28 protein-coding genes are annotated in these 23,572 nt (G+C 51.8%); 23 read left to right on the forward strand and 5 right to left on the reverse strand.

Going from position 1 to position 23,572, the window contains the following annotated elements; all coding sequences use genetic code 11:
* The first annotated feature begins 3 nt into the window (after positions 1–3).
* From HFD94_RS04750 to HFD94_RS22890, 17 genes are all read left to right on the forward strand, one after another.
* The gene (locus tag HFD94_RS04750; RefSeq protein WP_167432827.1) at positions 4–336 is read left to right on the forward strand and encodes a phage head closure protein; all 333 of its coding nucleotides are present in this window, start codon (positions 4–6) and stop codon (positions 334–336) included.
* The gene (locus HFD94_RS04755) at positions 329–814 is read left to right on the forward strand and encodes an HK97-gp10 family putative phage morphogenesis protein (RefSeq protein ID WP_167432828.1); all 486 of its coding nucleotides are present in this window, start codon (positions 329–331) and stop codon (positions 812–814) included. The genes HFD94_RS04750 and HFD94_RS04755 overlap by 8 nt, the downstream gene beginning before the upstream one ends.
* Entirely contained in the window at positions 811–1,176 is a 366-nt protein-coding gene (locus tag HFD94_RS04760) for a DUF3168 domain-containing protein (RefSeq protein ID WP_167432829.1), read from the forward strand. The genes HFD94_RS04755 and HFD94_RS04760 overlap by 4 nt, the downstream gene beginning before the upstream one ends.
* 58 nt (positions 1,177–1,234) lie before the next feature.
* Positions 1,235–1,732: a phage tail tube protein gene (locus HFD94_RS04765; protein WP_167432830.1), complete on the forward strand. Its 498-nt coding sequence runs from the start codon at positions 1,235–1,237 to the stop codon at positions 1,730–1,732.
* Between the two features lie 39 nt (positions 1,733–1,771).
* The gene (locus HFD94_RS04770) at positions 1,772–2,257 is read left to right on the forward strand and encodes a phage tail assembly chaperone family protein, TAC (protein ID WP_167432831.1); all 486 of its coding nucleotides are present in this window, start codon (positions 1,772–1,774) and stop codon (positions 2,255–2,257) included.
* A gap of 5 nt (positions 2,258–2,262) precedes the next feature.
* Positions 2,263–2,433 carry a hypothetical protein gene (locus HFD94_RS04775; RefSeq protein ID WP_167432832.1) on the forward strand — a complete coding sequence of 57 codons (171 nt, stop codon included), beginning with the start codon at positions 2,263–2,265 and terminating at the stop codon, positions 2,431–2,433.
* Between the two features lie 21 nt (positions 2,434–2,454).
* Positions 2,455–4,929 carry a phage tail tape measure protein gene (locus tag HFD94_RS04780; protein WP_167432833.1) on the forward strand — a complete coding sequence of 825 codons (2,475 nt, stop codon included), beginning with the start codon at positions 2,455–2,457 and terminating at the stop codon, positions 4,927–4,929.
* 15 nt (positions 4,930–4,944) lie between these two features.
* Positions 4,945–5,286, forward strand: a complete 342-nt coding sequence (locus tag HFD94_RS04785; protein ID WP_167432834.1) for a phage tail protein — start codon at positions 4,945–4,947, stop codon at positions 5,284–5,286.
* Between the two features lie 52 nt (positions 5,287–5,338).
* A complete protein-coding gene (locus HFD94_RS04790; protein WP_167432835.1) occupies positions 5,339–6,076 on the forward strand; it encodes a phage minor tail protein L in 738 nt (245 codons plus the stop codon).
* A gap of 2 nt (positions 6,077–6,078) precedes the next feature.
* Positions 6,079–6,798 carry a C40 family peptidase gene (locus HFD94_RS04795; protein WP_167432836.1) on the forward strand — a complete coding sequence of 240 codons (720 nt, stop codon included), beginning with the start codon at positions 6,079–6,081 and terminating at the stop codon, positions 6,796–6,798.
* Complete coding sequence (locus tag HFD94_RS04800) at positions 6,791–7,414, forward strand: tail assembly protein (protein WP_167432837.1); 624 nt, start codon at positions 6,791–6,793, stop codon at positions 7,412–7,414. The genes HFD94_RS04795 and HFD94_RS04800 overlap by 8 nt, the downstream gene beginning before the upstream one ends.
* Positions 7,415–7,661: 247 nt before the next feature.
* The gene (locus tag HFD94_RS04805) at positions 7,662–7,946 is read left to right on the forward strand and encodes a hypothetical protein (RefSeq protein WP_167432838.1); all 285 of its coding nucleotides are present in this window, start codon (positions 7,662–7,664) and stop codon (positions 7,944–7,946) included.
* A gap of 309 nt (positions 7,947–8,255) precedes the next feature.
* On the forward strand, positions 8,256–8,693 hold the full coding sequence (locus HFD94_RS04810) for a hypothetical protein (RefSeq protein ID WP_167432839.1): 438 nt from the start codon (positions 8,256–8,258) through the stop codon (positions 8,691–8,693).
* A gap of 87 nt (positions 8,694–8,780) precedes the next feature.
* Positions 8,781–11,993 (forward strand): host specificity protein J, encoded by a 3,213-nt coding sequence (locus HFD94_RS04815; protein WP_167432840.1) that lies wholly within the window; start codon positions 8,781–8,783, stop codon positions 11,991–11,993.
* On the forward strand, positions 11,993–12,295 hold the full coding sequence (locus tag HFD94_RS04820; RefSeq protein ID WP_167432841.1) for a hypothetical protein: 303 nt from the start codon (positions 11,993–11,995) through the stop codon (positions 12,293–12,295). The genes HFD94_RS04815 and HFD94_RS04820 overlap by 1 nt, the downstream gene beginning before the upstream one ends.
* A 1-nt stretch (position 12,296) precedes the next feature.
* Positions 12,297–12,977: a hypothetical protein gene (locus HFD94_RS04825; RefSeq protein WP_167432842.1), complete on the forward strand. Its 681-nt coding sequence runs from the start codon at positions 12,297–12,299 to the stop codon at positions 12,975–12,977.
* Between the two features lie 373 nt (positions 12,978–13,350).
* Positions 13,351–14,763, forward strand: a complete 1,413-nt coding sequence (locus HFD94_RS22890) for a phage tail protein (protein WP_181955344.1) — start codon at positions 13,351–13,353, stop codon at positions 14,761–14,763.
* 24 nt (positions 14,764–14,787) lie between these two features.
* Here the strand turns inward: HFD94_RS22890 and HFD94_RS04835 are convergent, their stop codons facing one another.
* On the reverse strand, positions 14,788–15,564 hold the full coding sequence (locus tag HFD94_RS04835) for a tail fiber domain-containing protein (RefSeq protein WP_167432843.1): 777 nt from the start codon (positions 15,562–15,564) through the stop codon (positions 14,788–14,790).
* Positions 15,565–15,582: 18 nt separating this feature from the next.
* Here HFD94_RS04835 and HFD94_RS04840 point away from each other — a divergent pair, with 18 nt between their 5' ends.
* The 4 genes from HFD94_RS04840 (at position 15,583) to HFD94_RS04855 (ending at position 17,353) form a co-directional block, all read left to right on the forward strand.
* Positions 15,583–16,176: a recombinase family protein gene (locus HFD94_RS04840; RefSeq protein ID WP_167432844.1), complete on the forward strand. Its 594-nt coding sequence runs from the start codon at positions 15,583–15,585 to the stop codon at positions 16,174–16,176.
* Between the two features lie 190 nt (positions 16,177–16,366).
* A complete protein-coding gene (locus HFD94_RS04845; protein ID WP_167432845.1) occupies positions 16,367–16,606 on the forward strand; it encodes a hypothetical protein in 240 nt (79 codons plus the stop codon).
* A 2-nt stretch (positions 16,607–16,608) separates the two neighbouring features.
* Positions 16,609–16,932, forward strand: a complete 324-nt coding sequence (locus HFD94_RS04850; RefSeq protein ID WP_167432846.1) for a phage repressor protein — start codon at positions 16,609–16,611, stop codon at positions 16,930–16,932.
* 79 nt (positions 16,933–17,011) lie between these two features.
* Positions 17,012–17,353, forward strand: a complete 342-nt coding sequence (locus HFD94_RS04855; protein WP_167432847.1) for a hypothetical protein — start codon at positions 17,012–17,014, stop codon at positions 17,351–17,353.
* Positions 17,354–17,382: 29 nt separating this feature from the next.
* Here the strand turns inward: HFD94_RS04855 and HFD94_RS04860 are convergent, their stop codons facing one another.
* On the reverse strand, positions 17,383–18,513 hold the full coding sequence (locus tag HFD94_RS04860; protein WP_167432848.1) for a site-specific integrase: 1,131 nt from the start codon (positions 18,511–18,513) through the stop codon (positions 17,383–17,385).
* Positions 18,514–19,044: 531 nt separating this feature from the next.
* Between HFD94_RS04860 and HFD94_RS04865 the strand changes: the two genes are divergently transcribed.
* Entirely contained in the window at positions 19,045–19,893 is an 849-nt protein-coding gene (locus HFD94_RS04865) for a hypothetical protein (protein WP_089414076.1), read from the forward strand.
* A 30-nt stretch (positions 19,894–19,923) separates the two neighbouring features.
* Here the strand turns inward: HFD94_RS04865 and HFD94_RS04870 are convergent, their stop codons facing one another.
* On the reverse strand, positions 19,924–21,021 hold the full coding sequence (locus HFD94_RS04870) for a glycerol dehydrogenase (protein ID WP_010258605.1): 1,098 nt from the start codon (positions 21,019–21,021) through the stop codon (positions 19,924–19,926).
* A 154-nt stretch (positions 21,022–21,175) separates the two neighbouring features.
* Between HFD94_RS04870 and HFD94_RS04875 the strand changes: the two genes are divergently transcribed.
* Positions 21,176–21,796 carry a LysE family translocator gene (locus HFD94_RS04875; protein ID WP_033757930.1) on the forward strand — a complete coding sequence of 207 codons (621 nt, stop codon included), beginning with the start codon at positions 21,176–21,178 and terminating at the stop codon, positions 21,794–21,796.
* 4 nt (positions 21,797–21,800) lie between these two features.
* On the opposite strand, the gene cmoB is transcribed toward HFD94_RS04875, so the two are convergent.
* On the reverse strand, positions 21,801–22,769 hold the full coding sequence (gene cmoB, locus HFD94_RS04880; protein ID WP_010258611.1) for a tRNA 5-methoxyuridine(34)/uridine 5-oxyacetic acid(34) synthase CmoB: 969 nt from the start codon (positions 22,767–22,769) through the stop codon (positions 21,801–21,803).
* Positions 22,766–23,494, reverse strand: a complete 729-nt coding sequence (gene cmoA / locus HFD94_RS04885; RefSeq protein WP_010258614.1) for a carboxy-S-adenosyl-L-methionine synthase CmoA — start codon at positions 23,492–23,494, stop codon at positions 22,766–22,768. The genes cmoB and cmoA overlap by 4 nt, the downstream gene beginning before the upstream one ends.
* Positions 23,495–23,572 lie beyond the last annotated feature (78 nt).

Genomic DNA, 23,572 nt, shown 5'->3' on the forward strand with positions numbered 1-23,572 from the left:
TTCATGCAGGCAGGAAAATTGAGGCATCGCGTCTCGTTTCAGGAGCCGGTTAAAACCCAGAACCCTTTAACCGGAGCAACCGTCAACTCATGGCAGGAAATTCAAAAGTTATGGGCTGACGTTGTACCACTGTCAGCGCGGGAGTTTATAGCGGCGCAGGCTACTCAGGCTGAGATCACAACGCGCATAACGATCCGTTTCCGCAGCGACATCACCTCAAAACATCGCATCGTATACGGGAATAAAATATTCAACATTGAGGGTGTACTTCCTGACCCTGAAAGTGGCCGGGATTACCTGACATTGCCGTGTTCGGAGGGCGTTAACGATGGCTGATGGTGTTGGGTTTTCCTTGACCGGTCTGGATACGCTGCTTGGCCGGCTGGATTCAATAAGCGATGACCTGAAGAAAAAAGGGGGCAGGGCAGCACTACGCAGAGCAGGAAATGTCATTGTGGACAGGGCAAAGGCTAATGCTCGTCGCGTTGATGATATTCATACCGGGCGGAGCATCGCCGACAACATAGCACTGCGGTGGAACGGGCGCGTATTCCGGCGCACCGGTGATCTTGCCTTTCGGATCGGCGTACTACACGGTGCAGTACTCAAAAATCATCCTGATAAAGCTGTGAATGCACCAACCCCTCACTGGCGTTTACTGGAGTTTGGTACTGAAAAAATGCGGGCTCAGCCAATTATGCGGCCAGCTGCTGAGAACGGTGTGGATATGGTCATCAACACGTTCGCCAATGAATACGATAAGGCGCTGGACCGGGCTATTGCCCGCGCCCGAAAAAAAGGGACACAGACATGATTGCACCAATCTTTCCGGTCTGTTCCTCCAGTGCTGCAGTGAATGCGCTGATTGGTGGTGATCGCCTCAGGCTTTATCCGTTCGGCCTTCAGGATGATGATGTCATCTATCCCTATGCGGTATGGCAGAACATCAGCGGTGATCCAGAAAATTATCTTGGACAACGACCTGACGCGGACTCGTTTACGCTGCAGGTTGATGTCTATGCGAATACCCCCGACGAAGCAATCGCCGTCGCCGCTGCTCTGCGAGACGCGATTGAGCCACACGCAAATATAGCGCGCTGGGGAGCTCAGACTCGCGACAGTGAAACTAAACGCTACCGCTACTCATTTGATGTGGACTGGATAGTCCTTCGCTAATCACCTCACCAACTAACCAACCGGCCCTGAGCCGGTTTTTTTACGTCCGGAGATAACCATGTCTGTACTGACGCAGGGCACACAGCTCTATGTGTTTGCAAATAACACGGTGAGTGAAATCGAGTGCATTACCGCATTCAACCCGGGCAGTAGCCCGGCGGATCAGATTGAAGATACCTGTCTGAGTGAGAAAAGTACGCGCACCTATAAGAAAGGTCTGCGCACGCCGGCTCAGGCATCGGCAACGCTCAATGCTGACCCCAAAAATGCCAGCCACCTGATGCTAAGCAATCTCGCAGAAACCTCTGACCAGACAGATCTGGTATTCGCTATCGGCTGGTCAGATGGCGAATCAGTGCCAACCGTGGCCGCTGCGAATGCACCAAACGCTGTTGATGGGCTCAACCTGCCTGACGACCGCACCTGGTATGTGTTCAAAGGGTACGTCGCCGATTTCCCTTTTGATTTCCAGGCTAACACGGTGGTTCAGACCACGGCGACCATTCAGCGCTCCGGAGCCGGTGCGTGGATTCCAAAGGCTGAATCCGGCTCCTAATTCACCGGGGCTCCGGCCCCAATTCATAGCAGGATAAGCATGAAACTGACGCTTGAAGCACTCAAATCCTCCGGAGCCTTTACCGGGCGACCGGTCGAAAAAGAAATTAACTGGAAGCAGGGCGATAAAGATTTTACCGCTACGGTCTATGTGCGTCCTATGGGCTATCACACTGCAACCTCAGATGTTTTAGCAATGGGCGGGAAGGTGGACGGAGTGGCCGGTCGCATCGCTGCATCAATCTGTGATGAATTCGGCAAGCCAATTTTTACCCCGGCAGACATTACCGGTGAGGCTGACCCGGATCGTGGCTCTCTTGATGGCGCGCTGACCATTGCACTGCTGGTGGCGATTCAGGAAGTTAACGACTTGGGAAAGACTTCGAGCTCAGTGCCGAAGACGAATTCTGGTGCGAGCTCGTCCTCAACGGTATCGGCGGGCGCACCATCGCCGAAGCGCGTGAAGCGATCAGCTTCAAAGAGTCGCAGCTCTGGGCGAAATTCCGGGAACGCTACGGAAGCCTGAACCCCATGATGCGCACCGAATGGGGAGCGGGGGTTGTTGCAAGTACCATTGCCAATGTGAACCGGGATGCTAAAACGCCGCCGTTCAGCCCGACCGACTTCACGCTGCATTTCACAAAAGTCACTGCTGCTGATGAGCCGATTTCACTTGATGAAGCCATGACCAGCTGGGGATAACGGCCGCCAGACGGAGAGTTTATGGCTTCAAAATCACTTGGCACCCTGACGATTGACCTTATTGCTAAGGTGGGCGGCTTCGTTTCAGGCATGGATAAGGCGGAGCGTGCCTCTGAAAAATGGGCTAAGCAGGTCCAGAAAGATTCTGCTGCCAGCTCTGCTGCACTGCTTTCAGTGGGGGGCGCGGTACAGGCAGCTGCATTAGCCGCAGGCACAGCCGGTTTCGCTTTACTGAAATCGACCTCAGAACAGGTGAACGCCACAGACCAGTGGGCGAAATCGCTGAAGATGTCCACGCAGGAACTTCTTGCCTGGCAGTTTGCTGCAGAAAAAGCCGGTATATCCGGTGACAATATGGCTGACATCTTCAAAGACATCAGCGATAAAATCGGTGATGCGGTCCTGAATAAGTCAGGTGAGGCCGTTGATGCACTTAACTCGCTTGGCCTGTCTGCCGACAAGCTGTCGAAGGTATCACCGGACAAGCAGTTGCTGGCGATCGGCGAAGCGCTGGGCAAAATCAGCACCAACGCCGGCAAGGTCACCATCCTTGAAAGCCTGGGCAATGACCTCACAAAACTTCTTCCGCTATTCGACAACAATAATGCGAAGCTGACACAGTTCATACAGTTGGCAAAAGATTATGGCGTCGCGCCTGACCCGCAATCCATTGATGACCTGGTTAAGGTCAATGCCCTGTTTCAGGATATGGAAGCGCAGGTTAAAGGGCTGAAGATGGAGATTGCAGCCGGACTTGCGCACGTTGACCTGAGTCCGCTGAATAACTCCCTGTCAGAAATTCATGATGTACTGACCGATCCGAAAGTGCTGCAGGGTATCGCCGATTTGGTCAGCCAGGTGGCGCAGCTTGCCGGATGGCTGATTAAAGCCGCAGCCGGCGCAGGGAAACTCGCCACATCTTCATCCAACCGGATGGCCGCGCTGGGTAACCGGGTTGATATGAATAACCCGGACCAGATTCAGGCACGCATTGATTACCTCAACAGCAACGCAAAAGATCGCGGCAACGGAATGTATGACGGCAGTCAGACCTTCCTCGGCTGGATCATGGGTAAAGACGACAGCGTTAAGGCTATATCGGACGAAATTGCGACGCTGACTGGCCGCCTGGCAGAGCTGAACAAGCAGCCGAAAGATATCAGGGTCTCACCTGACGTCACACCTGCCAGTGCGTCATCGCTGCTGAACTTCGGTCTCGCTCCGGGACAGACCAACGGGAAGCCGCCGAAGGATACCGCAGGGGCTAAACTGGAGTCGGCATTTAAAGCGGTTGAGCGCAGTTACATGCGCCAGATTGAGCTCATCGACACCACGGGTAAAAAGACCGCTGTAGTCACTGAGCAGCAAAAGCTTCAGTTTGATATTGCTGACGGTAAGCTGCAGGGGCTGAACGCCACGCAGCAGAAACGCCTGGAGTCGCTGGCACAGGAAGTTGACCGGCTGAACGCTGTCAAAAAGGCGAATGAAGAAAATGCCAAGGTGGCTGCCTTTGTTGCCAACCTGCAGGCACAGAACAGCAACGCTAAATCATCACTGAATATTGACGTTCAGGGAGCTGGTGCTGGCGACAAAGAGCGGCAGCGCATGAAAGAACGGCTGAATATTGAAAGGGAATATCTGGATCAACAGCGTGAACTGCAGACGCAATATCAGTCGGGCGACATCACCAAATCACTTTATGACAGAGAAACCAGCGCGATCAGTAGCGCCATGAGTGATCGCCTTAAAATGCAGGAGGATTATTACAAAAGCATGGATGCCATGCAGACAGACTGGATGGGTGGCGTGAGTGACGGCCTGGCTAACTGGCTGGATACCTCATCAAATTATTCAGCCTCAGCGGCAAGCGTTGTCAGCAGTTCAATGGATAGTGCTCTGGATAACGTATCGTCCATGCTTATGGGTAATAAAGCCAGCTGGAAGGATTGGACTTCATCAGTACTCAGCATGATCGCTAAAGTTGCTCTGCAGATGGCCGCTGTAAACCTTATAGGCGGACTGGTGAGTTCAGTCGGCGGCGCTGCTGTTGGCGCAGCATCGGCTGGCGGTGGCACAGCGAATAACTCATTCAGCAGTGGTTCCTACAACAACCTGACGCTTAACGCCAAAGGCGGCGTGTATGAGTCGCATGACCTGAGCCAGTACAGCGGATCGGTCGTCAGTTCTCCGACGCTGTTCGCCTTCGCTAAGGGTGCCGGTCTGATGGGGGAGGCCGGTCCTGAAGCGATAATGCCGCTGACGCGTGCGGCAGATGGCTCACTTGGTGTGCGCGCAATAGGCAGTGGTGGTGGCAGCGGCGGTACGTCTATTTCTGTCAGCGCACCTGTCACAGTTGAGGGTGGCGGGGCCGGTGAAACCAGCAGCACCAACACGGCCAATACTGCCCGACAGCTGCAGAGCATGATCCAGACTGTACTTTCGGACCGTCTTAAGAAAGAGATACTGCCTGGCGGCATACTTTACCGCGGCGGATAACATTGATGGTGAAAAATGGCGATTGATACTTTTAGCTGGTGCGTCAGAACAGGGGCGACCGAAGAGATCACCGTTGCCACCCTTCAGGCTCAGTTCGGTGAGGGATATAAACAGGTTGCCGGTGTCGGGATTAATGACCAGCGTGAATCGTGGCCGGTTACCTGCAGCGGCAGTAAAGCTGAGATGGCTACGGTGAGAGCTTTTCTCAAAGCACATGTCACGGCCTCATGCTGGTGGGTGAATCCGTGGGATGAGAAAAAGCTTTATCGCATTAAGGCGGACTCAATACGTCCCGTCTTCATCAACGGTAACTTTGTCGAGATCAGCTTTACCTTCGAGCAGTCTTTCGCACCGTGACATGTCACGATAACAACAGGGCGCTGATGCGCCCTTTTTTATTGGGTGAAAAATGAGTTTTAACCAGGACATTCAGGCGCTGGAGCCGGGGAGTCTGGTCCAGCTGATTGAGATTGACGGTACAGCCTTTGGGCTTGATACCGTGCTGCGCTTTCATGCGTATAACCTGCCGACCGAAGGCTGGAAGTCTTTTGCAGCGGAAAACCTGCCATCAATCATCTGGCAGGGCAATGAGTACGATCCTCACCCGTATGAGCTGACCGGCATGGAGATGAGCAGTACCGGTTCACAGCCGACGCCAAAGCTTTCTGTTGGCAACGTGGGCAACTATGTCACCGCACTCTGCCTGCAGTTTGACGACATGGTTAAGGCTAAGGTCCGCATTCATACCACGCTGGCAAAGTATCTTGATGCGGCAAACTGGACGGCAGGCAACCCCAACGCCAATCCGCAGGAAGAGCGGGTACAGCTGTTTTATGTGAACGCTAAAACGTCTGAAACGCGCACCCAGGTGGATTTTGAACTCTGTTCACCCTTTGACATTCAGAGCCTGCAGTTGCCATCGCGTCAGATTACGCCGGTATGCACCTGGTGCATGCGTGGCTGGTATCGTACCGGCACCGGATGTGATTACGCGGGCAACCGGTACTTTGCGAAAGATGGCACGCCCACGAATGACCCGTCTAAAGATGTTTGTGGAGGTCGCCTGGCTGACTGTAAGGCCCGGTTTGGTGAAGACCAGCCGCTGCCATTCGGCGGGTTCCCGGCTGCAAACCTTCAGGGTAAATAACCATGCGTAAAAAAATTCTTGAGGCGATACGTGAACACGTCGCTGCCGAATACCCGAAAGAGGCTTGCGGTCTGGTCATTCAGTCTGGCCGGACCCAGACCTACGTCCCCTGCAGGAATATCGCTGAATCGCCGACTGAGCATTTCACGCTGTCGCCGGAGGATAAGCGGGCAGCGGAAGCGCAGGGTGACATTCTGATGGTCATCCATTCTCACCCGGACGTGCCGCAGCTTATCCCGTCAGAACGTGACCGGGTTCAGTGCGACTTCTCCGGCGTGGAGTGGGGGATCATGTCGTGGCCGGATGGTGACTTCTGCACCATCAGCCCCCGCACTGAACGCGACTATACAGGTCGTCCCTGGCTGATTGGCGGTAATGACTGCTGGACACTCATCATGGACTACTACCAGCGTGAGCACGGCATCACCCTTAAAAACTGGTCTGTTGATTATGAGTGGTGGGTGGACGGCAAAGAAAACCTGTATGACGACAACTGGCAGTCGGAGGGGTTTGTGGAGATTGAACCAGCGGAAATGCGTGAGGGCGACATGATCATGATGCGCATCAGCGCCCCGGTAACGAACCACGCCGCAATCTATCTGGGCAACAATATCATTCTTCATCATAACGCCGGGAGCCTGTCTACGCGGGTGCCTTATGGCGAATACTGGCGTAACCGTACCGTGCGCATCGTGCGCCGAAAGGAGCTGATGGATGCTTAAAACCATGCGACTTAAAGGCCGGATGGCAAAAATGTTTGGTCAGGTGCACCAGTTTCACGTCGCCGATTTGCGGGAGCTGCTGCGTGCGATGTGCTCACAGGTGCCGGGGTTCAAAAAGTATGTGTCGAATGCGCATCTTAACGGTGTTCGCTTTGCCTTTTTCAGCGGCAAAGACAACATTGGCCTGCAGGAATTTGATATGTCTTCTGCCGCGACTGAGTTTGAAATGGAGCCGGTTCTGGAGGGTTCGAAGCGGGGCGGCACGCTGCAGATCATCATCGGGGCCGTTGCGATTGTGGCCGCGTTCTTCACAGCGGGTGCGTCACTGGCTGCATATGGTGCGGCTATCGGTACCACGACCGCAGTCGGTCTGGCTACTACAGCACTGACCAGTATCGGTATCAGCATGCTGCTGGGCGGTGTCGTACAGATGCTGACGCCGCAACCCAAGCTCAACGTGGGTGCGTCATCCAGCACGGACAATAAGCCGAACTATGCGTTCGGTGCGCCGGTGAATACCGTTGCCATGGGGTATCCGGTTCCGGTTCTTTACGGGACGCGTGAAATTGGCGGCGCGATCATCAGCGCAGGTAGCTTTACCAGCGACCAGCAATAAAATGACGTTAGGAAAAAGTCTTATTTTTTTAGGGGATACATCCGTGGCTACTGAGTGTTACTGGAAAAGAGGGACTGAAGTGGGCATTTTGTGTCATAGCTTTTCACAAAATTTGTTCGTAACGTCAAAACGGTAGTATGATAAAGTATCAATTAAAGCTTCATTTCAACTATTGCATTCTGAGATTTTCTTAAAGTTTCTCTCAATACAGTCGATACTAAATTTGAATTCATCTAACGAGACATGTATGTCGCAAAAATCATCTGAAAATTTTACGTTAGCTCCAAGCGAAGACCGAGACGGCGCCTATGCTGAGGTCGTATCGTTGGTTCCCTATGAAACTTCAGCTGGTGGTGCATTTGTTAATGTTTCCTTTTTCTGTCCCAGAGTAGAGCATATCCTCAATGAAAATGGGGCTGTCGCTGATGCTTCAGTTAAGCTTTTCAAGGTGAAATCTGTAACTTTGCCAAAATCGGCGTTCTTGGACCTGAAAAACACTATAGATACATTAATTGAAAAAGAGGGTTGGTGATGACATCTCTTAACCTTTATGAAACATCTTCTCTAAGTCACCCATTTGCATGGGAGTCCTCCCCATTTGGCTCGGAAGTTATTACCTACGAGAAAAAATCTAAACCCATAACTTCTCGTGCCAGATTGCAAATAGGCAGTTTGATTTCTATGCAAACCAATGAAGTAGCATTACTATTTTGGCGTACCGTATATCAGGGTTTAAGAGGTAGAAGCAAAGCTCATGCAGGTGACTTTGTCGTCGATAGTACTCTTACTGTCGAGCAGCTTTTACAAATGATTGAGCAAAGATAGGCTACAGAGGTCAAGGATGGGGCTCAAAGGAACATTGTCTGGTCATTTTTTGGAAGGAGAAAATGATACACTTTTCTGTACAGATTGGCGTTATCTGACTCCAGACGAAAAGATAAGCATACTCACATTTATCAAAGACATTGATGAGCAGACTCATGTCATTGGTAAAAATAAAGAGTCGTGGTTAGATGATGACCGAGATGAAATTTTGGGAGCTGAAGGTTATAAAGATGAGAATTACTGGCATTATCATTGCGGCCCAGGGTGGTACCACAACACTTTTCGGTGTATGACAAAATGTCTTTATTTCAATCCAGGTGGTAAAGCTTCGCATGAATGCATTCACTACTATCCAGTACCAGAAGAAAACGGAAAGATAGTGGTTGTGGGATATTCACGAATCCACATTCCCTTTTTACGTTCTGACGATCCTCGAAACCCGTTTTTCAAATAGAAACCGCCATTTGGCGGTTTTTTTATGGGAAATTTCAACAGATAAAGTTAACAAACCACCGTTAGGTGGTTTTTTTATGGGTGAAATATGCGACTTCTCGAAGGTGCCGTGATTCAGGGCAGTAAGGGTGGCGGCGGTGGCGGCGCTCATACTCCGGTTGAACAGCCAGACGATCTGCTGTCTATCGCAAAATTAAAAATGCTGCTGGCGATCTCAGAGGGTGAGATTCAGGGGGATTTAACCGCTCAGCAGATTTACCTGAACGACACCCAACTGGCGAACGAAGACGGCACCTACAACTTTACCGGCGTAGTGTGGGACTGGCGTAAAGGTACGCAGGACCAGACCTATATTCAGGGTATGCCTGAAGTCGATAATGAGCTTTCGGTTGGCGTTACAGTAACGCAGGCCATCGCCTGGACCCGCCAGTTTACCAATCTGACCCTGGATGCCATACGCATTAAGCTGAGCCTGTCGGTGCAGTATGAGTATAAAGATAATGGCGATATGGTTGGTACCGTAACGCAGTATGCCATTGACCTGTCAACTGACGGCGGTTCATGGGTCACGGTAGTGGACGGAAGGTTTGCCGGTAAAACCACATCTGAATATCAGCGCGATCATCGCATCGACTTACCTAAAGCCACGTCTGGCTGGTCAGTCAGGGTGCGTCGCATTACCGCTGATTCCTCATCCTCAAAGCTGATTAACGCTTTCAAAGTTTTTTCGTTCGCAGAGGTCATCGACAGCAAACTGCGCTACCCCAATACTGCGCTGCTGTATATCGAGGTTAATGCCAGTCAGTTCAGCGGTCAGGCACCAAAAGTAACGTGCAAGCCAAAAGGGCGGCTGGTTCGCGTTCCGACAACCTATGACCCTGTTTCACGCACTTATGCCGGAACATGGCAGGGTGATTTCAAATACGCCTATACCGACAACCCGGCATGGATTTTCTATGACCTGGTGCTGGATAAAATCTTTGGTATGGGGACGCGTGTCGATGCAACCATGATCGACAAGTGGGAGCTTTACAGTATTTCGCAGTACTGCGATCAGATGGTGTCTGACGGCGCAGGCGGCACGGAGCCGCGCTTTACCTGTAACGTATTCATCCAGAGTCAGCAGGATGCTTACACCGTGCTGAAGGATATTGCGGCGATATTTCGTGGCATCACATTCTGGGGCAATAGCCAGATTTTTGTGAATGCAGACGTGCCGCAGGTCGATTCAGACGGCAATGTTGACGTTGATTTCGTTTACCACGCGGCGAACGTCATTGACGGGCTGTTCACGTATGCCGGTGGCAGTTACAAAAACCGCTATTCATCCTGTCAGGTAAGCTGGTCCGATCCGATTAACCACTATTCCGACACTGTAGAGGGCGTTTACGACTCTGACCTAGTGCAGCGTTATGATGTGCGGGAGATGAGCCTTACGGCCATTGGTTGCACGTCTCAGAGCGAGGCGCACCGTCGCGGGCGCTGGGCCATTCTCTCCAATGCCAAAGATGGTACGGTTTCATTCGGCGTCGGCCTGGATGGTTATATTCCTATCCCCGCTGAAATCATCGGTGTGGCGGACCCATTCCGAAGCGGGAAGCAGAACGGCGGTCGCATCAGTTCTGTTAATGGCCTGCGCGTTACACTCGACCGCGCGATTGATTACGCAGCCGGTGACAGGCTGGTTGTGAACCTGCCGGACGGTACCGCGCAGACCCGCACAATTGGCAGCATCAGCGCCGATAAGAAAACGGTCAGCGTGAATACTTCATTCCGCATTACACCGGTTGCGGGCGCGGTATGGGCTATCGACAGCAATAATCTGGCAATTCAGTATTTCCGTGTGACCTCAGTAGCCGGGAACGATGACGGCACTTTTACCATTACCGGCGTGCAACACGACCCGAATAAGTACCGCTACATTGACGATGGCGTGCGCATCGAGCCAGCCCCAATCACGGTTACACCAATCAGCGTTCTGAAAGCGCCGTCCAACATCAAGATCAGTGAAGTCAGCTTTGTTGAGCAGGGCCTTTCTGTCTCCTCGATGCAGGTCACATGGGATCGTGTTGAGGGTGCAATCAGCTACGTTGCTCAGTGGCGAAAAGACAAAGGGGACTGGGTAAACGTCAGCCAGACCAGTGCGCAGGGTTTCAGCATTCAGGGCATTTATACCGGCGTCTATGATGTGCGGGTGCGCGGCGTTAACGCGGCGGAGGTTTCTTCCCCGTGGGGTTATGCTGACTCAACTTCGCTTACGGGCAAGGCGGGCAAGCCAGGCACACCAGTTAATCTCCGTGCAACTGATAACGTGGTATGGGCGATTGATGTGACGTGGGCATTTCCTGATGGCTCAGGCGACACCTCTTACACTGAAATTCAGGTGGCCACAACGCCGGACGGGCAAAGCCCGCAGTTCCTTGCTTATGTTCCTTATCCCGGCGTCAGCTATCAGCACGGCCCTATGCCCGCTGGCGTTCGCCGCTGGTACCGCGCCCGGCTGGTGGACCGTATCGGCAACACTGGCGACTGGACGACGTATGTTGAGGGCGCAAGCAGCGTAGATGCAACCGCGTTACTGGGTGACATTACCGAACAGGTTCTTAAAACCGATGCCGGTAAGCAGCTCATAGCCAAAGTTGATACCAATATCGATGCCATGCTGCAGAACGCGCTCAACCTCGACGCAACCGTTGATCATCAGATGGCTGAGTCAGGCAAAAACCGTGCTGATATCCTGACGGTCAAACAAACAATCGCGACAAACGATCAGGCTTATGCGCAGAAGTTTGAACAGGTGCAGGCCACAGTTGACCAGAATACTGCCGCAGTTCAGCAGACATCTACCGCGCTGGCCGATACCAACGGCAAGCTGTCAGCACAGTACTCTGTCAAAGTGGCCGTAGACAGCAACGGGCGTCAGTATGCTGCAGGTATGGGGATTGGAGTTGAGAACAGCCCTGCAGGTATGCAGACGCAGGTGCTGTTCCTCGCTGATCGGTTCGCTGTGATGTCACAGGTTGGAGCGACGCCGAAAACTTTCTTTGCCATTCAGAACGGCCAGACAATTATCAATCAGGCGTTTATTGGTGACGCGACTATTACCAGCGCAATGATTGCCGCCTATATCGAGTCCACAAACTACGTTGCTGGCGCTACGGGGTGGAGGCTCAGTAAAGACGGAACCTTTGAGAACAACGGCTATGAGCCTGGCAACGGACGAATGGTGCAAACGAATAACCAGATTAGCGTTTACGACGGAAATGGCGTATTGCGCGTCAGAATGGGGAAACTCAGCTAATGGCATATGGCTTCGGAACATGGGATGTCAGCGGCGTCGATAATAATACCGGGCTCGTTAAGATAAACGCGCTCGGCGTTATGCCTATTGACGCCACCAGTAACTACAATCAGGCATTTTCATTACCAGCCGGTTATTCCCTTGATTATCTTTTTCAGGCCAGCGGCGACAGGAGTGGTAATGGCAGAAAGAAGATATATGTAAGCGGTTCAAACATTGTTGTAGGCCAGGTATCAGGTTCGGATTACTCGGCTGGAACCTTTCCCAACGTTCCGGGCAATATATTGGTGTTCGTGAGGTAATATGTCCTACGGAGCAATGCTCACAGACTCAGCAGGCGTGCCATTTTATATTGGCGATACAATGCCATTAACCCTTCTTGAAAAGCGCGTGCTTAGTGTACCTGCGTCGTCAGGGAGTGGCACCGTGATAAATTTATTTAACAATGACGGGGTCATAAGGTTTGTTTTTGTTAACAGCAATGGTGCCCAGGGCAACGCCCAAAGCACGTGTGAAGCGCTGGAGTTATCTGGCGGGGTTTGGAGCTTGCGATGCGCTGGCGCGACAAGAACAGTCAGCGTTTATATTTTCGGCTATCAGTTTCAGCCCATTCCTGCCTGGGGGATTCAGATAAATGACCCTCAGGGCCGATGCATTCTGACAAATGAAACCAAGGTGTTACGTGATGTCCAGAAGCTAGGAGATGAAGGAGCTGACGCAGGGTCTGGATTCACCGCCAACTTTACCCTTAATGGAGAGTGGGCTGTAGCACCAGCGTATACTGGAAGCTATGTTGGTACAGTAAGCCAAGGCGGGCAGGTTTATCCGGTAGTGGCTCAGTATGCAAGCAGCGCAAGGTTCAACGGCAGCACGACGCAAATCACCAGCGGCTATATTGGCAACCTTAATACAGGAGGCGGAGGCACCGGCACTCTTACAAACTACCGAAACCGCTTGGTAGCTGTAAATGTTCAGCGATATTAAGATTATCGATCATTATGATTGATAAATAATTTTGATGTATTTTTGTGTTGAAGGTATAAAGCAGCGAACTAAACAAGGATGATGAAATGAAAAAAATTCTGTTATTAGCCGCTGCGTTGGTGCTCGCCGGATGTCAGACATTACCGCCTGTAAAGTGCTCTGCAATCGCCAGAATTGGTGGACAGGATGTAAACGTCCCAGTATATGGTGTTAAGACGGAAGCAAACCAGACTAAGTATTACGCGGGAAATCCTTTTGGATGGAAATGGGTCTCGAAATCCAATTTCACCGAGAGCACTTGCGAAAAATAGTTAATAACTCAAATCAATGAACCCGGCCCCCGCGCCGGGTTTTTTATTGCCCGGAGAAAGCTATGCCAGCAGGCACTATTGCACTAACCAATAACTCTACGACTGTTACCGGTACAGGTACTAATTTCACATCAGAGCTGAAGGCTAATGATTTCCTGGTGGCAATTGTTGGCGGCGTGACTTATACGCTTGGCGTGCAGTCAGTTAATTCGGCCACAGGCCTCACGCTGATCACTGCTTACAATGGATCTACAGCAACAGGTGTGGCGTGGACAGCCGTGCCCAACGCAGCGCTGGTTGGCATAACAGCTCAGGTTGCAGCTGATGTTGCTAAGGCAATACGTGGGCTCAATCTCGACAAGGCCAACTGGCAGCAGGTATACAGCGCCTCGGGTACTATTACCGTTAATCTTCCTGATGGCAGCCAGTATAGCGGGCCATCATGGAATGCCGTCGCTAGCTCCGTCACAGGCAAGATGGATAAAGCGAAAAACTTGGAGGACCTGACAGATAAATCTGCCGCTCGCACAAACCTTGGTTTTGTAGATGGGGGGCTTCCAGTATCTTTGGGTGGCACAGGAGGCAAAACACAAGCTGCTGCTCGTTCAGGTCTGGGATTAAAATCAGGAGCCGTAACTGATGCTGTCGGTAGTACAGATACATCGAATGGGTTTGGTAAAATCCCCCTTCTTGGTTCGACTTATACTCCCGGCAATGGACAAAGGGCGTTCACTTTTGCCTCTAGCAACACGCCTGCATTTTCTGGTGCGAATGATGGTAGCTGGACGACGCCGCTGGTAATCAGCAATGGTGGCAACAATTCAGCATCCGCAGCTGTAGTGTTTATCCGGGATGGGAATTTTGCGAATTACTTTGGTATTGATCAGGACAATCAGTGGGCGCACGGGGGGTGGTCAACTCCGGGGGCTCGCTATCGTTTCTGGTCAGAAAGAATTACCACCGTTGACGGTAACGGCTTTATCAAGCGAGCATCGCCAATAGTGCGCGTTGCTGAGACGGGCGAGGCCATGCCTGAGAATTTTGGCGAGGGAAATTTCATCGTTGGTGAGTTATGTGCTGTGAACGACGAAGCAGAAGGGGTGACTGTAACTAAGACTGAGACTGGAATTTACGAAATATCAGGCACAAATGGCCTCTATCCCGAGGGCTGGACTATTGAAATACCGCAGGATGAGAACGGTAATCGACTGTGCTTTGCTTCTGTGACCTATAAAAACAAAAAGTTAATCTTGCAGATTAATAAGCGTAAGTTTGACATTGATACTGCAATGACAATTGCAGGCGATCCGATGGACATACCTGCAGGGCGCTGGATAGATCTAAGGGTGGCTATGCCTGAGAACTCGAAATTCAATAAAGACTCGGAAGCTGCAAAGAAAAGCCTTGAAAAACAGATATCTATCGAATTAAAGGCTCAGGAAAATAGTAAAGCAATTGCGACCTCAGGCTCATAACTCAGCCCCCAGCAGGGGGCATTCTTAAGCATCAAGGCCGTCGATTGCTTCCATTCGCTTCTGTAATTCACTGATTGAGTCATCGCGCATCTGGATTGCTGTTTTTACATCAATAAGCACAACCAGCATATCTGCCATGATGGCCCTGTCAGAAACTCCCATTATTGACGCTCCAGCTGGGGTATACGCGTATTTATCATCTATCTCTGCCAGCTCCTGTGCGATAAATCCCCGGTCAGCTCTACCATCTGATTTCCAGATAAAATCACGGGTTTTGATTTTGCTTAACCGGTCCCAAGCCCTTGCTTTATCGCTGTCCTGAATTTTTTCCTTTAGTGCTCTATCCGAGCTTACATAAGCAAAAGCACCTCTTTTAGAGTCTCCACAACCGGTTACGCCTGCATAAAAAGCATTGAAATCATTACCGTTGAACGCTACCAGGCGAGCCTGAATATCAGAACCATTATCAAAGCAGTCCATTTCCCAACGTTGAGTTGCATTGTTGTTACAGCGGGCAAACAGGTTCCGGGTTGTTCCAGAGCCAACAACAGCACCAGAAGACGTCTTATTGAAGCCGAAATCGGCACCATAGCCACAAAAGAACGAACCTACATTTAATGTCGTATTCCCATTAATAAGGCCACCTGTCTTACCATCTAATGTATTCAATCTGGAATCATTACCTGCAGCGACTGTGTTTGCTGCCGTTCCAACACTCTTTGTTGCTGCTTCGCCTAAACCAAGGTTTACAAGAACGATAACCCCTGGCCTTATATACCTGATTAATGTTTCGATCTGCATTTTATGGGAATCATACAAATGCTTATTGGTTACGTAAGGGTGTCAACAAATGACCAAAATACAGATTTACAGCGCAGCGCATTACAAAGCGCAAATTGTGACCTGATTTTTGAAGATAAAATAAGTGGAAAAACCTCCGACAGACCGGGCCTTAAGAAAGCAGTTAGGGCGCTGGAGCGGGGTGACACATTAGTAGTGTGGAAGCTCGACCGACTCGGAAGAAGCATGCGCCATCTGGTCATGCTGATAGAAGAGCTAAGGGAAAAAGGCATTAATTTTCGGAGCCTTACAGACAGTATTGATACTGGAACGCCAATGGGCCGCTTTTTTTTCCATGTGATGGGGGCGCTGGCGGAAATGGAGCGAGAATTGATAGTCGAGCGAACGCGTGCCGGTCTGGCGTCTGCCAGGGAAAAGGGGCGGATTGGGGGGCGCAGAAGGATAATGACTCCTGAAGTTGTCGAAAGAGCTAAACGCATGATTGCCAACGGGGCAACTCTGAATCAGGTTGCTTTGGTGATGGAAGTTTCGCCAAAAACGATTTACCGCTATATACCTGCAGCAGAGCAGGAAGCACTAAAAAAGCAAATAAAACCGACGACCGGGCAATGACTCAGCCGCTCCTGTCTGAGCGGGCTGCGGTGCGGGTGATTTGAGATTAGTCACTCACCATCGCAAGCGCCAACTAAAAACCCCTTTCATCTCAGACTCTTTACAAATATGTGCACCGCTCCGCCTTGATCAAATCTACCGATCGATATTACTGTTTATCCATACAGTATTTATCAGAGGAGGGTTTATCATGGCGAGAGAGAGTGACATACACGCGGCGTTCGTTGGCGCGATAACAAAAGACGGCAGAGGGCGGCAGATTGTCACCACTGCGGCGTTCCAGAAAAGGCTGGATGATCTGAACCACGTGTGGACGCTGCAGGAGTGCAACAGGTGGATTAGGCGTTACCAGAACTTCTTCTTCGAGCTGGTTACCGAGGAAAGCGAGAATAAGACCTGGTCTTTACGCAACATGGGATACGTGAGGTAACTATGGGATTTCCATCACCAGCTTCAGATTACATAGAGCGACGCATTGACCTGAACGATGTGCTGATGCCTCACCGTAACAACATGATCCTGATTGAGACGCCTGATGGGTTCGTGCTGGCGGACAAATCTCTTAAGCCCACGCCGGGCGACCGAGTCGCATTCCAGATAGGCGAATTCCCGCAGCTGGGCAGATTGTTCAGTACCGGGATTATCACCTCAGACGGTGAAACGATCGACGGAGAGGGCATGGACGGGATTATCGTGCTGGGAAAAGTAACTGCTGAAATAGTGTCGGTTTATGAACAATGTCGCCCCACGATTTAAGGTTTATCCTAATCGAACAGGTCTCATAGTGACGCATCTCTGTTAGCATTAGCTCAAGTAAAACTGACAGGATTAATTGATGAAAAATTTAGCCGTCGCAATGATAGCTCTGGGGCTAGGGGGATGCACTAACCCATATAATTATCGTGAGGATCAAGAGGTTTTAGCGTCATATACGACGACAAAAACCCCAGAAGAGACTCAAGAGTGCATTTTAGCTGCATGGCAGAAAAACCCGCTTATGTATCAAATTATTCCTCAAAAAACGGGTAAGTATTACAGCGTATTTTCTGGAGCAGATAACGCAGATGTATTTGCAGATGGCGAGGTAACGCGGATAAACTTTTACTCTCTTCGTGGCGCTCTGGACGTCACAAATGGCATAGAAAAACGTAAGGCTGCAATCAAAACCTGCTTATGATTTTCCGCCCGGCACCTTCCGGGCGTTACTTACTTAACACTCGCGTTCACGGGTGTTTTATCAAGGCCAGGAATGAGGTCGCTTCTTTTCTCCTGCAACTCTTTGAATCGGTCATGCAGGGAGCGGGGATAAAGCTCTGTATATATTTGCCACAATGTCTTAAGTGAACGGTGTCCTGTTACTTGGGCTACCTCCTCGATCACAAATCCCGCCTCAAAAAGCCTGCTGGCTCCCTCTCTGCGCAGGTCATGGTATCGAAGGTCTTCAATGCCTAACTTGTTCCTTTCTTCACCAAACACGATTGAAATCCTTTTGTGCCTGTAGGGAAAAATCAGATCGCTGGTTTTAGGCTGCATCATGACTATGTCCCAGGCATCACCAAGCAGCGCGACATACATGTGATTACCCATCTTTTTACGTGGGTGCTTACGATCGCGAACGAGTATGGCTTTCTGCTGATGATCGATATCATCCCACCTCAAGCGAGTTACCTCGCCAATCCTCATGCAAGACAATATCGAAAAAAGAAAAATCCGGTGAAATGGAATTTTTTTGTATGAATGACGCGACCGCTCTTCAAGTGCAACCAGAAGGGCATCCGTTTCATCTTTGGTAGGTCGCCGGCTTCTTTTTTGAGAGTGAGCGATCATCCCTAATTTGCTCATCTGATATTTGGCAGAACGATAACACTCCATATCAAATGCTATGTTGAACATAGGCGATGCCGAAGCCAGGACAGCACCGATAAAGGTGATATCGTTTCTAATGGTGGAAGGGCCGGCACCTTGGTCAGCCCTCAGCTTGGCGTGATTTATGAAAGTGTTTGAGCTGAAGTCTTTGAGAGGTACGCTGCAAATTTCGCAGCGACTAATCAGGCTTAAGGATGAGGCCTTGCTTGCACTATAAGTTATGCTGGGGTGGCTGATATACATCTTCAGCAAATCGCCAAAGAGGGCGCTATTCTTTTTATTCTCAACAGGTATGCCGTTCTTTTCGATGTCGGCAACCCTGATGACACCCCATGATTTTGCCTCAGACTGCTTGGAAAAAGTCTCTCTTTCACGGTGAACTACTACCCCTTCGTTTTTTACTGCTACAGTACAGCGATAACGAAACTCACCCTTAGACGTCTTTCTTTTTTCAATAACGTAGTAAGCCATAGAATCAGCCCTGTTTGGTTGGGATGCTCAGGGGGTCCTGCAGGGGATCCTGACCCGTCAAAAATGATTGCTAATACTGTGATAATGTACAGTAATCCGCAAGTAAAAAAACCACATTACAACGTAATTTATTGATTTATATGGCAATAACCTTTGGTGGCATTTTTAGAATCACTATATCCTTGCTGGGGTTCTTTTTGTGTAAAACACACTCCATCCCGGTTAAATTGTTTTGCGCTTCTCTGGCATGTTATTGATGTCAGAGGGATCTGAAATCTGGCTGCAGCGAAGTTATCACTCTTTCGCCTGGCTCGATAAAAATGACCTGCCCCTTATTAATCATTACATGTCATCCAGGACTTCCCGTCCCGGCAGCAACGTAATCATTCGTTTTCTTCGTTATGCTGATGCCGTGTTGCCTCTCCGGTCCTTAAAACCTTAAAAGGCGATGCAGGCTGAAATCTTCACAGATTGCCGCTGTTCATCACCGCAGCGTTTACACTGAAAGCAACGTCGCCTGGAAAAGATCCTATGAAACCCAATCCGATTGCTGTCCTGACTCTGATCCTGACTGTTCTCTGCAGCAGCAGCGCTGCGGCCAGCGCATGCAGCCCGAACAACGCTGCTGTGGCTAACAGCAATAACCTGATTTTGCTGGGCGGGAATGCGAAAGGCGCGGTGAAGCAGGTGGTTGCGGGTGAGTTTGGCAAAGATGTGAACTCGCAAAAGCGCGTACTGGGGCAGTTTGACGCCTGTGGCGATCTGACGGTTGCCGACGTCAGCTATGACAAAAGTGAGCGCAACGTGATTCTCAGTATGGAGCAACACATTGCCCGGGTGCAGGGCGGCTGGGTGGCGGAATATGCGTATCTGGTAAAAGTGCTGAAAGAGGGCAAAGAGGTGGTGGTCGATAACCGACAGGGGACGATTAACTGGCAGAAAGGTCAGCATGGCAACATTACCAGCGCCTCCGACAGGTTTACCAGCATGGGTAAAAGCGGCTTTACCGACACGACTTACCGTTATGATCGGCAGTTCAGGCTGGAGAAGAGCGTGGCGCGCGGCAGCGATCCCCTGACCAACGGTGAAAATCACTACCACTGGAACCCGCAGGGTCTGGTGACCCGCACCACATCGGCCCGCAGCACCGACAGTTATACCTACGATCCCCAATGGCGTGAAGTGCGGCTCAACGGCACGGCGACCACACCACTGAGCACCATCCGGTCAGTAGATGAGTGTCAGTCCTGGGATCAGGTGGGTAACTGTACCCTGAGCTATCTGCACGAGACCGAAATCTTCACGCGCGGCACTATTGAGCGCCATCTCAGTTCCGCCTACAAATATGAGTACTGGGACCAGCCAGCGGCGGCGGAGTGAAAGGCGATCGGATGATCGCCTGTCGGGTGGTTATTTAACCGTCTGACTAAAGGCATCCAGCGCCAGCAGCGCGTTTGCAATATCTTCCGGTGAAAGGTTTGGATTAAGGTTTTTCAGCGTGTCGCCCTCACTGTTCGCCAGTGCACCCACTTTGACCAGATTCTCCCAGCTCTCATTTTCCAGATGCAGCTCCCGGAGCGTGGTCGGCATGTTGATCGAGCGATAGAAGCGGATATAGCGCGCAATGTCCTCATCCGGACGCTTCTCAAGCACCATCTGCGTCAGTGTGCCGTAGGCGACTTTCTCGCCATGGGTCAGATGGTGGATATCACCATCAATCGCGGTGAAACCATTATGAATAGCGTGCGCAGCTGCCAGCCCTCCGTTTTCAAAGCCCAACCCTGATAGCAGCGTATTCGCCTCAACCACCGCTTCCACGGCGGGCGTCACTCGTTTTTGGGTGACGGCAACATAGGCGCTGTAACCCCAGGTAAGCAGCGTTTCTTCACAGGCACGGGCAATCGCCAGCCCGGCAATCGTCGGATCACCATTAACCATTGATTTTGAATGCGAACGCGCCACCGCCTGCGCTTCAACCCAGGTCGCCAGTCCATCGGCAATGCCGGAGGCAAAGAGTCGTGCTGGCGCACTGGCGCAGACTGCGGTGTCCACCAGCACCAAATCAGGATTTTTGCTGTAGAAGCGATAGCTCTCAAATACGCCGCTATCAGAATAGATGACCGACAGGGCGCTACAGGGGGCATCGGTGGAGGCGATAGTAGGCACGATGGCTACCGGCTGCTTCAGCTCATCCGCCACCGCTTTAACCGTATCCAGCGTTTTGCCGCCGCCCAGCCCGACAACCACGTTACAGCCCTGGTTTTTCGCCAGCTGGCTCAGACGGGTGATCTCATTGCTCGACGCCTCGCCGTTGAACTGGTGCCAGTTGAAGGTAACGCCCGCCTTTTGCAGCGCCTGTTGGGCGCGTTCGCCGATCAATTTCCAGACGACATCATCCGCGACCAGGAAAGCGTTATCACCCAGTTCGGCCACGTAGGGGCCCAGCTCATCCAGCACGCCCGCGCCCTGCACATATTTACGGGGTGAAGAGAAGATAAATTTACTCATAATCACAGCTCCTTAATATGAAGTTAAACCGCCCTTAGCCTGGCACACGCTGACGAACAGGGAGAGTGACAAGGGTGAGATAATTCGACGGGCCTGTTACGCTGGCAGGACACCCATACGCTGCTGACCGGCTGTTACCTCCAGGGAGAACGCCATGACCACCACGCTGTTTTCATTTCTGTTTGCCATCACCATACTGACGCTGACGCCGGGCTTTGATACCGCGCTGGTACTGCGCTCAGCAGTCGCTCAGGGCGCAAAGCGCGCCAGCGTGACGGCACTGGGTATCACGCTCGGCTGTCTGGTCTGGGGTGTCGCGGTGGGATTCGGATTAGGCGCGCTGCTGCTGGCCTCCGAAATGGCCTATAACCTGCTTAAGTGGCTGGGTGCCGCCTGGTTACTTTATCTGGGGCTGAAATTGTTGCTGAAACCCCGCCAGGCAGCAATCGACTCGCAACAACCGGCGCTGCAACAGGGCTATCTTGCCTGTTTCAGCCGCGGGCTGCTTGGCAATCTGCTAAACCCCAAAGTGGGGATCTTCTATGTGAGTTTTTTGCCACAGTTTATCCCGGCGGGGGCGTCGGTGGCGCTCTGGTGTAGTCTGATGGCGCTGGCACACATGCTGCTGGGGCTGATCTGGAATGCGGTACTGATTGGCGGCAGCCACTATTTCGCCGGTCATTTGCGCAAACCGCGGGTGCTGAAGGTGATGGATCGTCTGACCGGCTGCGTATTTATAGGATTTGCGGCGAAACTGGCATTGTCTCGCCGCTAGGGTATTACGGTTTGGTGGCGACCAGCACGGCGCGCAGAGGCGCCGGATAGCCCTCGACCGTTTTGCTGGGGTCATCGGGATCGAGGAATTCAGCCAGAGACTCGCTGGTCATCCAGTCAGTACGGCGTTGCTCTTCAGTGGTAGTGAGGGCGAAATCGACAATCCGGACATCCACAAAGCCGCTTTTTTCCAGCCAGCTTTTCAGCGCTTCAGCTGACGGAATGAAGAAGACATTGCGCATCTGCGCATATCGCTCACCGGGCACCAGCACCTGATTCACATCGCCCTCAATCACCAGCGTCTCCAGCACCAGTTCGCCACCGCTGACCAGCTGATTCTTAAGCTGTAACAGGTGATCCAGCGGCGAACGGCGATGATAGAGCACGCCCATCGAGAACACGGTATCGAACGCCTGCAACACCGGTAACTGCTCAATGCCCAGCGGCAGCATATGCGCCCGGCGATCGTCGTTCAGCAGCTTACGCACCGCTTCGAACTGCACCAGGAACAGCTGCATTGGATCGATGCCAACCACCAGATGGGCACCCGCGCCAATCATCCGCCACATGTGATAGCCACTGCCGCAGCCCACATCGAGCACTGTGCGGCCGGCCAGCGGAGAGATGTGCGGTAGCACGCGCTCCCACTTCCAGTCAGATCGCCATTCGGTGTTGATGTGGGTGCCATAAAGGAAATAGGGCCCCTTACGCCACGGCATCAGGTTGCGCAGTAATTTCTCAATACCCTGACGATGGCGATCGCTGATGTCATCGCGGTCGGCAGTAACGCTGTGCAGCAGGTCAAGCTTTTGAGGCTCCAGCAGCGGCAGATACTCCAGCGACTTGTACCAGTCGCGGAAGTGCCCATGCAGGTTTTCACGCTGCCACTCGCTGATTTGAGCCGGTAACACTTCCAGCCACTTCGCCAGCGGTCCCACCGCAATTTGCTGATAAAAACGGCCAAAGTCGATCATTTCAACGCCACCAGAGATCCAAAATTAAAGCACTGGAACCAGAGTTCGGCGTGCGAGAAACCGGCCTGTTTCAGACGGGCTTTATGAGCTTCAACGCTGTCAGTCAGCATCACATTTTCCAGCATGCTGCGTTTCTGGCTGATTTCCAGTTCGCTGTAGCCGTTGGCGCGCTTGAAGTCGTGATGCATGTTAAACAGCAGCTCACCGACTTCGGCATCTTCAAAACTGAATTTCTCTGACAGCACCAGCGCGCCGCCCGGTTTCAGTCCCTGCCAGATCTTTTCCAGCAGCGCCAGACGCGCCGGCGGTTCCAGAAACTGCAGCGTAAAGTTGAGTACCACCAGAGAGGCGTTCTCAATCTCAATGTCGCGGATATCCGCTTCCAGCACCGTTACCGGTGTGTCCGCGCGAAACGCATCAAGATGCCGACGGCAGCGCTCCACCATCGCCGGGGAGTTATCCACTGCGATGATCTGGCAACCCGGCACCTGAATATTGCGGCGCACCGACAGGGTGGCCGCGCCCAGCGAGCAGCCCAGGTCATAAACCTTGCTGTCCGGGGTAACAAAACGTTCTGCCAGCATGCCAATCATCGAAATGATGTTGGAGTAGCCCGGCACCGAGCGCTGAATCATGTCAGGAAAGACTTCAGCTACACGCTCGTCAAAAGTCCAGTCGCCCAGTTTTGCAATGGGCGCTGAGAAGAGTTGATCGCGGTCAGACATATCGAAAATCCGAAGAGACGACGGAAAGGGCGCTATTCTCGCAGAAAGTGGGGCGGGCTGCACCCCTTAACCCAGGCC

The sequence above is a fragment of the Pantoea sp. EKM20T genome, from assembly GCF_011800485.1.
Lineage (GTDB): Bacteria > Pseudomonadota > Gammaproteobacteria > Enterobacterales > Enterobacteriaceae > Pantoea > Pantoea agglomerans.